At 37.4% G+C, this 14,264-nt stretch carries 14 protein-coding genes and 1 pseudogene; 13 read left to right on the top strand and 2 right to left on the bottom strand.

The window, feature by feature from the left end; genetic code table 11:
* The 12 genes from B3014_RS08885 to B3014_RS08830 all read left to right on the top strand — a co-directional run bounded on the left by B3014_RS08885 (position 1) and on the right by B3014_RS08830 (position 10,473).
* Positions 1 to 777: a glycosyltransferase family 2 protein gene (locus B3014_RS08885; RefSeq protein ID WP_289243999.1), complete on the top strand. Its 777-nt coding sequence runs from the start codon at positions 1 to 3 to the stop codon at positions 775 to 777.
* The gene (locus tag B3014_RS08880) at positions 764 to 1,693 is read left to right on the top strand and encodes an acyltransferase family protein (protein WP_289243998.1); all 930 of its coding nucleotides are present in this window, start codon (positions 764 to 766) and stop codon (positions 1,691 to 1,693) included. Before B3014_RS08885 ends, B3014_RS08880 begins: the two co-directional genes overlap by 14 nt.
* Positions 1,686 to 2,732, top strand: a complete 1,047-nt coding sequence (locus tag B3014_RS08875; RefSeq protein ID WP_289243997.1) for a glycosyltransferase — start codon at positions 1,686 to 1,688, stop codon at positions 2,730 to 2,732. Before B3014_RS08880 ends, B3014_RS08875 begins: the two co-directional genes overlap by 8 nt.
* 17 nt (positions 2,733 to 2,749) lie before the next feature.
* On the top strand, positions 2,750 to 4,000 hold the full coding sequence (locus B3014_RS08870) for a glycosyltransferase (RefSeq protein WP_289243996.1): 1,251 nt from the start codon (positions 2,750 to 2,752) through the stop codon (positions 3,998 to 4,000).
* Positions 3,997 to 4,746, top strand: coding sequence for a glycosyltransferase family 2 protein (locus B3014_RS08865; RefSeq protein WP_289243995.1), 750 nt, complete (start codon positions 3,997 to 3,999; stop codon positions 4,744 to 4,746). The genes B3014_RS08870 and B3014_RS08865 overlap by 4 nt, the downstream gene beginning before the upstream one ends.
* Positions 4,743 to 5,360 (top strand): DapH/DapD/GlmU-related protein, encoded by a 618-nt coding sequence (locus B3014_RS08860; protein WP_289243994.1) that lies wholly within the window; start codon positions 4,743 to 4,745, stop codon positions 5,358 to 5,360. The genes B3014_RS08865 and B3014_RS08860 overlap by 4 nt, the downstream gene beginning before the upstream one ends.
* Positions 5,344 to 6,264, top strand: a complete 921-nt coding sequence (locus tag B3014_RS08855; protein WP_289243993.1) for a glycosyltransferase — start codon at positions 5,344 to 5,346, stop codon at positions 6,262 to 6,264. The genes B3014_RS08860 and B3014_RS08855 overlap by 17 nt, the downstream gene beginning before the upstream one ends.
* A complete protein-coding gene (locus B3014_RS08850) occupies positions 6,264 to 7,526 on the top strand; it encodes an oligosaccharide flippase family protein (RefSeq protein WP_289243992.1) in 1,263 nt (420 codons plus the stop codon). The genes B3014_RS08855 and B3014_RS08850 overlap by 1 nt, the downstream gene beginning before the upstream one ends.
* Before the next feature lies 1 nt (position 7,527).
* Positions 7,528 to 8,559: an EpsG family protein gene (locus tag B3014_RS08845; protein ID WP_289243991.1), complete on the top strand. Its 1,032-nt coding sequence runs from the start codon at positions 7,528 to 7,530 to the stop codon at positions 8,557 to 8,559.
* A gap of 21 nt (positions 8,560 to 8,580) precedes the next feature.
* Complete coding sequence (locus B3014_RS08840) at positions 8,581 to 9,531, top strand: NAD-dependent epimerase/dehydratase family protein (RefSeq protein WP_289243990.1); 951 nt, start codon at positions 8,581 to 8,583, stop codon at positions 9,529 to 9,531.
* Positions 9,528 to 10,079, top strand: a complete 552-nt coding sequence (locus B3014_RS08835; RefSeq protein WP_289243989.1) for a sugar transferase — start codon at positions 9,528 to 9,530, stop codon at positions 10,077 to 10,079. Before B3014_RS08840 ends, B3014_RS08835 begins: the two co-directional genes overlap by 4 nt.
* 124 nt (positions 10,080 to 10,203) lie before the next feature.
* Positions 10,204 to 10,473 carry a ComEA family DNA-binding protein gene (locus B3014_RS08830; RefSeq protein WP_289243988.1) on the top strand — a complete coding sequence of 90 codons (270 nt, stop codon included), beginning with the start codon at positions 10,204 to 10,206 and terminating at the stop codon, positions 10,471 to 10,473.
* A 43-nt stretch (positions 10,474 to 10,516) separates the two neighbouring features.
* On the opposite strand, the gene glnD is transcribed toward B3014_RS08830, so the two are convergent.
* Together glnD and map are read right to left on the bottom strand one after the other, a co-directional pair.
* The gene (glnD, locus tag B3014_RS08825) at positions 10,517 to 13,135 is read right to left on the bottom strand and encodes a [protein-PII] uridylyltransferase (RefSeq protein ID WP_289243987.1); all 2,619 of its coding nucleotides are present in this window, start codon (positions 13,133 to 13,135) and stop codon (positions 10,517 to 10,519) included.
* Positions 13,136 to 13,150: 15 nt separating this feature from the next.
* Positions 13,151 to 13,918: a type I methionyl aminopeptidase gene (gene map, locus B3014_RS08820; RefSeq protein ID WP_289243986.1), complete on the bottom strand. Its 768-nt coding sequence runs from the start codon at positions 13,916 to 13,918 to the stop codon at positions 13,151 to 13,153.
* 271 nt (positions 13,919 to 14,189) lie between these two features.
* On the opposite strand from map, the pseudogene B3014_RS08815 reads away from it, so the two are divergent.
* Positions 14,190 to 14,264, top strand: a pseudogene (locus B3014_RS08815) (30S ribosomal protein S2); the annotation flags it as partial.

Below are 14,264 nucleotides of genomic sequence, written 5' to 3'. Positions count from 1 at the left end.
ATGGTAAAAGATATCAATACTATGCCATTAATTACGGTTATTACTGTTGTCTATAATGGTATAGATTTTATTGAAAAAACCATCTTAAGTATTATTAATCAAACCTACAAAAGGATAGAGTTTATCATCATCGATGGTGGCTCTACTGATGGAACAGTAGAAGTTATCAGAAAATATGAACATTTGATTACATGCTGGGTTAGTGAACAAGATAAAGGGATTAGTGACGCCTTTAATAAAGGAATCAAACTAGCAAGTGGAGAATATGTCAACTTCCAGGGAGATGGCGACGGTTTTGTGGATGAAATATCACTTGAAAAAGTAGCAAAACAAATTGGCTCTAGGAGACCATTATTAGTTAGTGCCAAAATACGTCGCATTGATGAGGACGGCAACACTCTCTATATTTCAAAACAACCAAAGAAGTTTTCTAAAACGTCTCTTTTATTCAAGATGTCATTACCTCACCAAGGATTATTCGTTCACAGAGATTTTTTTAATCAGTATGGTTTATTTGATATTAATAATACTTACTGTATGGATTATGAACACTTACTTAGAGCTTATGAAACGTTTCCAGATGTTCTTTTGGTGTCAGATGTTATAGCAAACTGGAGAGCAGATGGATTGGGGAATGGTAAAACAAAAGAAATCTTAGCTGAGTATCATAAAATCAAATTAGCCAATAAAGTCGCTTGCCTACCCGCATTGGTTTTTATCAAATATTTGAATTTGGCCAAGTACTGTATAAAAGTATCGCTGTATGGCAACAAATAGACTCGAATGGGTTGAGACATTAAAGTGTATTGGTATTGTTGTTGTCATACTTGGCCATATTTCATCGCCATTGAGTAGCTTTATCTATTCATGGCATATGCCTTTCTTTTTCATAATTGCCGGCTTTTTTCTTAAGGTTGATTTGAGTCCAATTCTTTTCTTTAAAAAAGAATTTTATCGTTTAATGATTCCTTATTTTATTTTTTCTCTATTGGCGATTTTTATTGAGTCAATAAAGAGACTTGTTTTAAATAGGGATATGCTCAATTGGAATGATGTTTTACAGGGCACATTGTTTTGGATGGATATAAATACGTTAAGTGACACATATGCATTCGTTCTGTGGTTTTTACCAGCATTATTATTCGCACGATTTAGTGTCTATTTAGTAATAAGATATATCCAATTTAATTGGTTTCGTTGGTTCAATCTTTTTCTACTATTTTTGATTGGCACTTATATAGAGCTGCCTTTTGCTATAGATGAAGGTTTAAATGCTGCGCTTTTTGTTTATATAGGTTGGTGTCTATTTAAAGAAGATAATAACTTCTTAATACTTGGTTGTATCATGCTAGGCTGCTTATATTTATTCTTCGGAATACCATCATTAGATATGGCATCTAAGAGTTATCAGAATCCTTTACTCAATATTATCTGGTCAGTTAGTTTTTCTTTTTTGATAATCACAGCTATTAGAAAGCTAGATATTAACCCTCGTCTGATATTAATTTGGGGGGGGAATACAATGCTTTTATTTATAATTCACCCATACACAAACAATATCGCAACCTTGATTGTAGATAAATATATGAGTGGGTTCTGGTTTATCAAACTATTTATTTCTTTATTGATACTTCAGTGCGTGATCTTATTTAAGAGTCGTTACAGAAACTGGAGACTATTTAGATATGTATGACTATCTGATTGTCACTCATATCCCTGCTTTTTATAAAGTCAATTTATACAACGAACTCTCCAAAAAGCTGAATATTTATGTAATTTTTATTGCTGAAAACACTATTGAGCAAAGAGCTAATGATTTTAATGTGACCAAAGGTCTTAAATTTCCTCATTCCTTCTTAAATAAAGGGAGTTTCCAGAATCGAAATCTAAAAGTCAGTATTTCTACGATGAAGAGTGTACTTGATACAGTTAAATATAAGAAGTTACTTATTCCTGGGTGGGATTTACCAGAATTTTGGTACTTGGTTTTTTCTCACCGAAAGTCCCAAAACTTTCTGGTTTTAGAATCTACAGCTATTGAAAGTTGCCATAACGGTATTAAAGGATGGATCAAACGTTTTTTTCTAAACCGCGTTGGAAGTGTTTTAGCTAGTGGTAAAGAGCACATTCATCTTTTAAATAATCTCAGATTTAAAGGCCAGATTATAACTACAGGTGGCGTTGGAATAATCAATAAACCTCTCTTTGATAGACAAAAAAAACAATATGAAAAAAAGTTTCTATTTATTGGACGACTCTCAGAAGTCAAAAATATTGATTTATTGGTAGATGTTTTTAATAGCCTGCCGGATTATGAGCTTACTATTATTGGCGATGGTCCTTTATACAATTCTTTGAATATGTCTGTAAAGACTAATATTCATTTTCTGAGTAAAGTAGATAATAAGGCACTTGTAGATAGTTTCCTGAGTCATGATATTTTAATTTTACCTAGCTTAAGTGAGCCTTGGGGACTGGTAATTGAAGAAGCACTGTATTTTGGCGTACCGGTTATTGCATCAAGAAATTGTGGAGCTAGTGAATTAATTATGGACGGTTTGAATGGTTTCATCTTTGATCCTTTTGATAAAGAGCAACTGCTTTCTATAATTCAATCAATTAACGTTGATAAATATTCAGAACTACTCAGTGGTGTAGAGAAGTTTTCTATTAATGAAAAAGATAATAAGCAAGTCGCAGCGTATACCTCAGCAATACTTAATTTTGACTAAATTGAGAAGTCCCTAGAATGAAATTTATTTCGTATTCATTTCAACAAGGTGGAGCCGCGATCGCTGCAAAAAGGTTTGTTGAGCTTGCTGAGAAAGTGCTGAATAGGGAGGTCGAGTTAATATCTGTTAAACAAGGGCTTACATTTCATTTCCTGAAAAGAGTTATGGCATTTCTCTTAGTCAAACTACAAAATGATCGTAATCCTATCAAACATTCATTGAATTTGTTTTCTTATAAACCGTTATTAAATGAGTTTAGGCAAAATCAGCATACGCTTCACCACATTCATTGGATAAATAACGATACCTTGAGTATCTTTGATTTCGATAAAATACCGTCAGGTTCAATCATTACCCTGCATGATGAGTGGCTCTACTGTGGAACAGAACATGTCTATAAAGTAGATGATGATTCATTGGATTTTATCAATGGATATTCATTGAATAAAAGAAACATACTTGGCATTAACTGGAACTTTATTATATGGAAAATTAAATATAAAAAGCTCAGTAGTAGACAAGATATCATCTTTACTGTGCCATCCAAATGGATGCTCAACAGAGCTTCTAAAAGTTTAATCCTCAAACATTCCAATATAAAACTATTGCCTAACCCAATTGATACATCGATTTTTAAGCCTCTCCACAAAGAACATCAATTACACTACAGAAAGTTGATTGGCATTTCTGATGAGTCGATAGTGATTACTTTTGCGATATTCAACGGTAAAAATAATACACTTAAGGGTAATTCACAGCTTATAAGCGCGTTGCAAGAATGGAAGAGAACTCTCTCTGAAAACGAATCAGAACGTATTACTTTAATTGTTTTTGGTGGGAATAAAAAACAATCTTCCATGTTATGTGGTTTTAGATGTGTAGAGATAGGCAGGATCAATGAGCAGGCTGAATTAGCATTAGTTTATTCAACGTCTAGCTGTGTTGTCGTTCCATCGCTAGTTGAGTCATTTGGTCAAGTAGCTGCTGAGGCTGCTTCATGTGGTGTACCTGTTGTCTGTTTTGATACCTCTGGTCTTAGAGACATTGTCATAGATAATGTAACAGGCTTTGTTGCTGAACGATTTAAACCAAAATCACTGATGAATAAATTACAATGCGCTATTTCAATGAGTGATAGTGAGCAACAAAAAATGCGAAGCAATGCTAGAGAACATATTCTGACTCATTTTTCTTACTCTATAGTTGCTCAGAAATACGCAGAAATTATCAGTGATGCTGAAAAAATAAAAGCTTTGAATACTAAATGAAAATATCTATTATCACTGTCTGCTTCAATGCTGCGGAAACAATAAAGTCCACAATTGATTCTATCGCTTCTCAAAACTATCAGAATATTGAGCACATCATTGTAGATGGAGGTTCTCAAGATGGTACACGTGAGATTATTTCTTCATCAGACTCAGTTTCAAAATATATATTTGAACCTGATGATGGTATCTATGATGCAATGAATAAGGGGATAAAAGCCGCTTCAGGCGACATTGTTGGTATTCTCAATGCCGATGATTTTTATGCAAATGAAAACGTACTGAGTAATGTTTCTGCTGCTTTTTCAGACCCTTTAATTGATACTGTGTATGGTGATCTTGTTTATGTTGATAAAGAAAATACGGATAAGATCATAAGATACTGGAAGTCACGATGCTTTGTTCCTGGTCTTTTTCAACGCGGCTGGATGCCTGCACATCCTACTTTTTTTGTCAGAAAACACTATTTTGATGAACTTGGGTATTACGATACTGCATATAAAATTCAGTCTGACTTTGAGCTCACCATGCGGTTTCTAGAAATTTACCGCCTAACATCAGTGTACCTTCCTAATATAATGATAAAGATGCGAATAGGTGGAGCGAGTAATAACTCGTTAAGAAATATTATTAAAGGGAATATCGAGTCTTTTAAGGCATGTAAAAAAAATAACCTGAAAATTCCTTTTTATTTCAATTTAATAAAAACAGCATCACGACTACCTCAGTTCTGGCAGCGTCCATGAGACATTTATTGAAGCGTTATGGTTTTTTTGGCTCTATTAGGTTAGCGAGTGCATTAGTCGTAACCAAGATTTTTTATAAACCTGCTCGCCTTATACGCTTGCCTTTTTATATTCGCGGACGTTCTGCCGTTAAATGGGGGAAACATTTTACAACGGGTGTTGGGGTCCGAATTGATGCGCTTGGAACAAAACCACATCAGATCGTAATTGGTAATCGAGTGCAACTTAATGACTATGTTCACATTGGTGCTGTTGATCAAGTGGTGATTGGTAATGATGTTTTGATTGCAAGTAAGGTCTTCATTACTGATCATAATCACGGCTGGTATAGTGGCGGAAATATTGAATCATCACCGGAAGACAGTCCATCTAATCGGAAGCTATATTCAGCGCCCGTAATTATAGAGGATAAGGTATGGATTGGTGAGTCTGTGTCAATCATGCCTGGAGTAACAATAGGTCAAGGTGCCGTCATAGGGGCTGGTTCAGTTGTTACTAAGGATGTTGATAAAAATACTATTGTAGTAGGTGCTCCAGCTAGAATAGTCAAAAAATACTGTTTCAATACAAAACGATGGATCAAAGTAAGAAATCAGGATGAATCTACCAAATAAAAAAGTAGCAGTGCTTCTGGCTACTCATAATGGAATAAACTGGATTGAAGAGCAAGTTCATTCAATACTGGAGCAAAGGAATGTTGATATCAGACTGATCATATCTGATGACGGTTCAACTGATGGGACATATCCCCTTGTAAAGCAACTTGCAAAAACTGATGCAAGAGTGACTCTGTTATCAGATCATTCTGCCGTAAACGGTGCCGGGAAAAATTTCTATCGGCTAATTAGGCAGGCTGATATTTTGGATGCTGATTTTGTAGCTTTTGCTGATCAAGATGACATATGGCTGAGTAATAAACTTGAATACCAGACTCATACATTGATTAAACGAGATGTTGATGCGACATCAGGAAATGTGGTCGCTTTCTGGGATGATGGACAACGTGCTTTTATTAATAAAGCCCAACCTCTCAAGCAATTAGATTATCTATTTGAGTCAGCTGGACCTGGCTGTTCCTTCTGTGTAAATAGAGCTTTGTTTGATGAGCTTCATGACTTTGTTCAGAAACATACAGATGAAAACCTTCCAGATCTTCATGATTGGCTAATTTATGCTTATGCAAGAGCGGCTAATTATCAATGGTATATAGAACAAAGACCACTCTTAAAATATCGACAGCATCTACACAATGTGGTGGGTGTACATAAAGGCTTCCGAGCATCTATAAAGAGATTGGTGACAGTAAAGCAGCGGTGGTATAGAAATCAGGTTCAACTACTTTCATATTTACTTTTAAGCTATTGTCAGGAAAGAAAGACATCTACATCTCTTATGCATCGTATGGTTAGATTAAACTTCTCTGACAGGCTTGTACTGGCATTTAATGTCAGTAAGTTCAGGAGGGAGCGCTCTCATCAATTAGTATTATCATTAATGCTAATTACATATGTATTCTGATGAAGTTATTTGATTTTTTTAGTAAAAACTCATGGTGGAGTTTATTAGGTGGTGTTTTACCCGCATGCGCAGCTGTTATTTGTCTGCCTGTATTAGCTCTTCTACATGGAACTGAGATTTTTTCTTATGTTTCTCTTTTGTGCTCCATTTTTTTGTTCTTAGTTGTGTATGACTTTGGTTTATCAAGAAGCCTTCATCACTTTATACCCTCATTAGAGTCAGAGAAAGATATTAGTGAGTATCTCAAATCAGGGATGTTTATCGGGGGGCTCGTAGGACTCGTAGGAATGGCAACAATTTATTTCTTCTCTGAGCCTTTTATAACTGGCTGGTTAAAACCTGCCGAAAAAATTCAGAATGAGTTGATTAACTCATTCAAGATTGTTGCTCTTGGCCTCATCCCTTCAATCTTAATTTCGGTGTATAGGGGAGCTTTAGAGGGAAAAGGTGAATTCAGAGTAGCTAATATTGCAAAAATGGTGTCTGGATGTAGCCTTTTTTTATTTCCCCTTCTTGTATATCCGCTCTCATCTTCGGTTTTTGCAGTAGCTGTTGCCTTGGTGACCTCTCGAATCTTTTCTTTCTATTTTTATTATTTATTATCCAGTAATTATTTACCTTCAATATATAGGGTTGGAGGTGTTAAGAAGTTAAAAAATATAATTAATTATAGTTTTTATGCCGCCATAGCTGGATTTATATCATCAGGTTTTATTTTCTTAGATAGATTCTTTGTCGCAGGATATCTTTCAACGAGTGAATTATCTGTTTATATATTAAGTCAGGACATTATGAGCCGTTACCTTCTTTTACCCTGGTCTCTCGCTATTGTTTTAGTGCCCATTATGGCTAAGCCTGATAAGAGTCGTGAACAAGAGTATGCAGTTATTAACTGGTATAAAAAGGTTAGCTTGCTCAACTTATTTTACCTTTTAGGATTACTGTTGTTTTCTTTCATTATCACCACTGTTTTTGCTATGGAAGTGATTGATAAATCAGCTAGTATTATTGTACTTGTCTTAGCTGTCGGTGTTATGGCTGCGGCCTATTCGCAGTTACCTTTAGTCAGTTTGTTTGCGAAAGGTAAAGTTAAATTACTCATGTTCGTTTTTTTGTTTGAGAGTTTTCTATATGTGTTGATCGCACCTAATGTATTTCAGACTTATGGCGTCCTAGGTGCTAGCTTTGTATGGTCAGCGAGACTCGTTTTTGAAGCTTTGCTTTTGCGTAGCATGCTAAATAGATATATCCGGAATAAATAAAGTGGAATTTATAAAGTTTCAATTAAAGCGAAATCAAGTACTAACTAATACCATCTATCTCACCTTGGGTCTTATTGCATTTTTATTAATGATCTCTGCGTCAAAAGACTGGAAAGATTACAAATGGTTATTTTTGCTTATTGAAGAAAAAAGCTGGATGGACTTGATTCTCTCATTTTCATTAACTCATGAAGTTGTATATTTCTGGAGCAGTAAGTTTTGGGGTGAGTTGATCGGTTTTAAATCATTTATCTTATTGACGACGATCGCCCTGTTAACGCTAAAGTTAAATTTCTACCAGAAAATGAGTGATAGAGCATGGCTAACCATTTTCTTTTATTGCTGTTTCTACCTTTTTTTATTGGAAGGAACTGTTCTCAGAGTTGCTTATGCCACCACTCTAGTGATAATGGCGATTTATACTTTGTACGATAAGAAGCCAGTATTAAGCTTCTGCCTAATTCTCTTGTCATCACAAATTCACTTCACTTGCTTAGTTTTCTTGATTATATTTCCAATTTTCTATAGCAAACATTTTTTTACTGCTTTGGTAATAGTCTTCGTGCTATCACCCTTATTTATTTTTTTTAATATTTCACTCTTCCAGATAATAGAATTATTGTCGGCTTATATTAATCAAAAATATTTATTTTATGCTGATCCTACTATCGTTAGTGAGCAGAACCGCACTGGGCTATTCTTCTACTTTTTAGCGATATTTTATGCATTAAACCTTTTTGTGGTTTATACACTTAGAAACTCTATTTTTTCTGACCCTAAAGTGAGAGTTTTAGTTGGGACAGGACTTATGGGTATTATATTTATGTCAACGATGTATACTCATGTCGCTCCTGCCACGCGGTTAGCGGAGTTGATGATGATTACGCTACCACTCTATTTGACGAGTGTTTTTTTGGAGTGGCAGAAAAATAAATATTATTGGGTATGTTATTCAATAATCATCTTTGCAGTGCTTTACGCTTTAGCAAGGTTTGTTTATCTGTACCCCTCACTAATTCCTTTTCTCAAATAAAACAGTTGTTAGATTAAATAAATGCGAATTTTAATTACGGGTGCAAATGGCTTTATTGGGCAGAATGTACTTGCTTCATGGTCTAAGGAGAAAGAAGTCGAGCTTGTCGCATTACAGCGAACAGCCTCAGATAAATCTATCCCCGAAATTGAATATTGGCTTTATCCAGAAATAAACAGCGAAACTATTTCATCACTGGATTTGAGTTCAATTGATGTGATTATTCATGCCTTGGCTGCTATAGATATTCCGAATAAAAACGAGGATGAGGCAAGAGCCGTATATCAAAAAGTAAACGTGGAGTTAACTCGAGTTTTAGCAAGTCAGGCTGCTATTGCGGGGGTAAAACACTTTATTTTTATAAGTTCAACCAAGGTAAACGGTGAAGAAACGAGTGAAACATTAGAGCCTTTCTGTGAGACTGACGTACCATTACCTGAGGATGAATACGCTCATTCGAAATTAGCCGCTGAAAATCACTTAAAAACTATCTGTCATGCATCCAATATGGCATACACGATAATACGTCCACCTTTGGTTTATGGGCCTGGAGTTAAAGGTAATTTCGAGAAACTGATAAAGCTTGTAGGAAAAGGAGTCCCACTTCCTTTCGCAAAAATGCAAAACTGGCGATCAGTACTTGCAATTGACAATTTGACTGACTTTATATGGACCTGTATTGAAAAGCCAAAAGCAAAAAATGAGACTTTTCTGATTGCTGATAAGGATGATGTGTCTACAACGGGTTTACTCATTGCCATTTCTGAAGCCTACAAGAAGTCGCTAAGGCTTTTTTATATACCAAAAACGCCGTTGCGATGGTTACTGGCATGTATAGGAAAAAAAAACATATATCGAAAGTTATATAGTTGTCTAATAGTCAGAAAAGACAAGGCAAAGGTGTTACTTGGCTGGGAACCGATCTCTGACTTACCTAGTCAATTAAGAAAAATGGTAGAGAGAGAGAAATGATAAGAATTTTAGATGTTTTTTTTGCTTTAACTGGACTGATTATATTCTCTCCTTTACTTGTCATATTGTTGCTTTTGGGAATTTTTGATTCTGGTAGCCCGTTATTTTTTCAGCAAAGGGTGGGAAGACAGAAAACGATCTTCACATTGGTTAAGTTCAGAACTATGCGTAAAGACACCGCTCATGTAGCCACACATTTGGCGGCTGAGTCTTCCGTGACACCTTTCGGGCGGTTCCTCAGAAGGACTAAACTCGATGAACTTCCTCAGCTTTGGAATGTATTGAAAGGTGATATGAGTTTGGTCGGTCCAAGGCCATGCCTGGAAAGTCAGCATGAGTTGATTGAAGCGAGAAAGAAACTGAATGTGTTCTCAGTGCGTCCTGGTATTACTGGCTTAGCTCAGGTCAATGATATTGATATGTCGACTCCTGAGTTGCTTGCTGAAACGGATGCCAAAATGATTGCCTTATTTTCAGTTAAACATTATTTCTATTTAATTTTTCTCACTTTGACTGGCAAAGGAGCGGGGGACAGGATCAGGAAGTGAGTTGTGAGCAAGCTCACACAATGCAAAAAGTCTGTTTGATTTTCATTCGTTTTTTCATCTAATCTAAAGCTTCAGTTTCAGGAGAAACTGTTAATGGACTTAGTTTTAACATGGAGTATGGATTATGTTACGAAAATCATTTTTTGCATTGGTCTTATCGTTTTTTCTCAGCACTTCTCTAGCATATGCTGCCGACAAGATTGATCTGAACACAGCGACCTCAGAAGAGTTGCAGATGTTAAATGGTGTTGGACCTTCAACGGCAGATGCCATAATTGAATATCGTGATGCTCACGGAAAATTTAAAACGGTAGATGAGCTGGCTAACGTCAAAGGTATTGGTGATAAAAAGTTAGAAAAACTCTCAAATGACCTGACTGTTTCTCAAAATTAAGCTTTCTATTTAAAAAAAACGGCATGAAATACATGCCGTTTTTTTAGTGTGACAAGTTGGTCAGCAGTTGTTCTTTTAGATTATTTTCTTCCAGTTCATCAAGCGCATTCTCATCTGCTGTGGTAATGAAAAATACGTCTTCAACTTGGTCGCCGAGTGTATTAATTTTGGCGTTAATGAGCTGAACCTTACAGGCTAGAAAGACTTGAGCGATAGCCGAAACCAATCCAGGTCTGTCATGTGTATGTAAGGACATCACGGTATGGTTTTGTTGAAGGTTGGTTTCAAACTCAATATTCGGCTGTGTTTTAAATAGCTTCATTGTTCTCGGTGTGATGGTAGGGCTATATGGCTTCACATGAGAAGTGTTGGCGAGTTGCTTTTCAAGCGAACGGGTAATTTGTCTGGTATCAAGTCTGTCACCATTAACGATAAACGTATTTAATGCGTCATGTTCATTGGTGACATTGATTTTTGCGTCCAATACATTGAGTTGGCATTGCTCAAGCGCTGCCGTTATGGCGGCAAAAATGCCAGCCCGATCATGAGTGACAATAAAAATTTCTAGCGTCAGTTGATCATTATGTTTTCTCAGTGCGATTAATGGATCGTCATCCATATGATCTAAACGTTGCTCTGATTGCCAAACGAGTTCATCAATTGAATGCCTGAGGAAGTAGTCCAAATCATAGGCATGCCAGAGCTGACTGATATCTTCTTGACTACGGCCGTTAGATAGCAGTTGTTGCATCGCTTCCTGGTATTTTTTGTAGCTCTTTTCACGTGTACTTTTTGCTTGAGCCTCAGTATGTTCAATCCACTGGTGAGTGCTGTGGTAAAGCTGTTTCAATAACGAATCTCGCCAGCCATTCCACAAGTTATTATTAGTGGCTCTGATATCAGCAACCGTTAATAAATAGAGATAATTCAGTCGTTCTGTTGTCTCTACCAAGTCAGCAAATTTTTTGATGACAGTCGGATCTTCCAAATCACTTTTCTGAGCCGTCGTCGACATAGCAAGATGGTATCTAATTAGAAAAGCGACGATATTCGTATCATATTCACTGAGGTTATGTCGCTCACAGAATGCTTTTGCATCAACCACACCTAAGACGCTGTGATCTCCACCTCGGCCTTTGGCTATATCATGGTAAATACCTGCGATATAGAGTATTTCCGGTTTAGGCAGTTGATTAAACACTTCAGAGCAAAGAGGAAACTCTTCTCTGTTTTCTTCACAGGAGAAGCGTCTTAAATTACCTACTAAAAATAGAGTGTGTTCATCAACCGTATAGGCATGAAATAAATCATGCTGCATTTGGCCGACGACGCGACCGAATTCAGGCAGGTAAGCACCTAAAACACCTAATTCATTCATTCGACGAAACTCATGCGTCACGCCTTTTGGCTGACGGATAATTTCCATAAATAAGGTTCGGTTTTTTATATCGCGGCGGAAATTATCATCAATTAAGTGTAAGTGGGCATGAATCTGACGAATAGTCGACGCTCTGACTCCTTTGAGTTCCGGGTTTTGTTGAAGAATAAGAAAGACTTCTAATAAGGCATATGGATAGTAAGCAAAGATGCCAGGGTTGATTGTTTCAAGATAGCCATTATGTGATTGGAAGCGACGATTAATTACTCTGACTTCACGAGGTTCATCGGCGAGGATAATCGTCTCTTCAAACAGCTGTAGCAAGAGACTATTCATTTGCCTGACAGAGCGGGCACAACGATAATAATCCTTCATGAATTTTTCTACAGCGAGTCGAGAGTCGTCGTCTTTATACCCCAATTTCTTAGCGAGTTCTCGCTGAAAGTCGATCATCAACTTTTCTTGTTTACGACCAGCAAGGTGATGCAATACAAAGCGGATTGTCCATAAAAAGTTTTGTGCTTTTTGTAAAGTTTCATATTCGCTATTAGCCAGAAACCCTTTTTGACGAAGTCCTTCCAGGTTTTTAACATCAAAATGTTGTTGAGCTACCCAGTTGACGACCTGAATATCTCTTAGTCCCCCAGGTGATTCTTTAATATTTGGCTCGAGGTTATTGGCCGTATCGTTATAGCGTTGGTGGCGATCTAACTGTTCTTGTCTTTTTAGTTCAAAAAAGTGTCTAGTGTCCCAGGTTTTATTAGTGACTGTCAGTTGTTGCAGTGATTCAAACAACGCACTGTGGCCACACAATAATCGTGCCTCTAATAAGTTAGTGGCGATAGTGATGTCATCTTCTGCTTGCTGACGACATTCCTGTATCGTTCTGACGCTGTGACCAATTTCCAAGCCCACATCCCAGAGTTGAGTCAGAAAACTGGATAAAGAATCTGGTGGCGTGTCTGAGATGGATTCATCAAGTAAAATTAATACATCAATGTCAGAGTAAGGATGGAGCTCTCCGCGTCCATAACCACCTACGGCAATCAGACTGACAGGTGTGTCATCACTGATATGTTGCTGCCAGATTTGCGTCAGAATCTCATCAACAAACGAGGCGCGTTGATACACCAAGTCTTCAATAGGGCTCCCTGCATCGAATTGTTGCTGGAGATATAGCTGGCCTTGCTTTAAAGCTTGTCGACAAATTTCATTGGTGACCTCTGCATCAGAAGGAATCACTAAGTTTCCAACTTCCCAGATAGATAGAGTCTGCTGAGGCATACAACACCTTATAGGTTAAACGGTTTCTTCTTCACGTAAGGTCAGAATGTCATATCCGCTATCAGTCACTAAAATGGTGTGTTCCCACTGTGCTGATAAAGAACGATCTTTGGTTACGACGGTCCAGCCATCAGGCAGTTGCCGAACATGACGTTTGCCTGCATTAATCATTGGCTCAATAGTGAATGTCATGCCTGCCTTGAGTTCGAGTCCTGTGCCCGGAGTACCGTAGTGAAGGACTTGGGGATCTTCGTGAAAGACCTGGCCGATACCATGACCACAGTACTCACGAACAACGGAAAAGTTTTCTTTCTCGGCATAAGTCTGAATGGCATGACCAATATCACCCAGACGGATGCCTGGTTTAACCATTTCAATACCGATAAACATGGATTCACGGGCAACACGACAAAGACGTTGGGCCAAGATAGAAGGCTTACCAATCTGAAACATTTTGCTGGTATCACCGTGGTAACCATCTTTGATAACGGTGATGTCGATGTTGATAATGTCGCCGTCTTTGAGTTTTTTCTCACTGGGTATGCCATGGCAGATGACATGATTAACAGAGGTACAGATGGAGCGAGGAAAACCATGATAATTTAACGGGGCAGGAATGGCTTGTTGTTCGTTGACAATGTAGTCATGACAAATCTGATTGAGTTCTTCAGTAGTGATACCGGCTTGGACATGCGGTTCAATCATGGTCAAAACGTCAGCGGCAAGTTTTCCCGCTACACGCATTTTTTCAATTTCTTCGGCAGTTTTTATACTGACAGCCATTTAAATTCCCTGCTAATTTTGAAATGAAGTTTCAGATATCAGACATAGTTTGCCGTAAATCGGCTTTGGTCACCAGTGATCATTCTAGGCCAAGTTGGTAATTGTTCTTTTCGCTTTGTTTTGTTGCTTAAGTGTGGAATAATATGCGCGCCGAAAGAAGGCAAAATCACACATGTGCCGTCACAGGTGTCGGGGTGCTATTAGGTCTGACCTAATTAGTCGACAACTGGGGTACGTGGAGGTTCAACCCCATACTATTAAAGGTATAATCATGGCTAAAACAACAATGCGCCAAATGCTTGAAGCAGGCGTACATTTCGGGCACCAAACCCGTTACTGGAACCCA

Source organism: Methylophaga sp. UBA678 (assembly GCF_002299105.1).
In the GTDB taxonomy this organism is placed as follows: Bacteria; Pseudomonadota; Gammaproteobacteria; order Nitrosococcales; family Methylophagaceae; genus Methylophaga; species Methylophaga marina.
The sequence above is the reverse complement of the archived record's forward strand: the minus strand, read 5'-3'. Positions and strand labels throughout refer to the sequence as shown.

What these genes read in the sequence shown, in the direction of transcription:
- B3014_RS08885 (WP_289243999.1), top strand. Translation starts at nt 1, where the DNA reads ATGGTAAAAGATATCAATACTATGCCATTAATTACGGTTATTACTGTT.
- B3014_RS08880 (WP_289243998.1), top strand. Translation starts at nt 764, where the DNA reads ATGGCAACAAATAGACTCGAATGGGTTGAGACATTAAAGTGTATTGGT.
- B3014_RS08875 (WP_289243997.1), top strand. Translation starts at nt 1,686, where the DNA reads ATGTATGACTATCTGATTGTCACTCATATCCCTGCTTTTTATAAAGTC.
- B3014_RS08870 (WP_289243996.1), top strand. Translation starts at nt 2,750, where the DNA reads ATGAAATTTATTTCGTATTCATTTCAACAAGGTGGAGCCGCGATCGCT.
- B3014_RS08865 (WP_289243995.1), top strand. Translation starts at nt 3,997, where the DNA reads ATGAAAATATCTATTATCACTGTCTGCTTCAATGCTGCGGAAACAATA.
- B3014_RS08860 (WP_289243994.1), top strand. Translation starts at nt 4,743, where the DNA reads ATGAGACATTTATTGAAGCGTTATGGTTTTTTTGGCTCTATTAGGTTA.
- B3014_RS08855 (WP_289243993.1), top strand. Translation starts at nt 5,344, where the DNA reads ATGAATCTACCAAATAAAAAAGTAGCAGTGCTTCTGGCTACTCATAAT.
- B3014_RS08850 (WP_289243992.1), top strand. Translation starts at nt 6,264, where the DNA reads ATGAAGTTATTTGATTTTTTTAGTAAAAACTCATGGTGGAGTTTATTA.
- B3014_RS08840 (WP_289243990.1), top strand. Translation starts at nt 8,581, where the DNA reads ATGCGAATTTTAATTACGGGTGCAAATGGCTTTATTGGGCAGAATGTA.
- B3014_RS08835 (WP_289243989.1), top strand. Translation starts at nt 9,528, where the DNA reads ATGATAAGAATTTTAGATGTTTTTTTTGCTTTAACTGGACTGATTATA.
- B3014_RS08830 (WP_289243988.1), top strand. Translation starts at nt 10,204, where the DNA reads ATGTTACGAAAATCATTTTTTGCATTGGTCTTATCGTTTTTTCTCAGC.
- glnD (WP_289243987.1), bottom strand. Translation starts at nt 13,135, where the DNA reads ATGCCTCAGCAGACTCTATCTATCTGGGAAGTTGGAAACTTAGTGATT.
- map (WP_289243986.1), bottom strand. Translation starts at nt 13,918, where the DNA reads ATGGCTGTCAGTATAAAAACTGCCGAAGAAATTGAAAAAATGCGTGTA.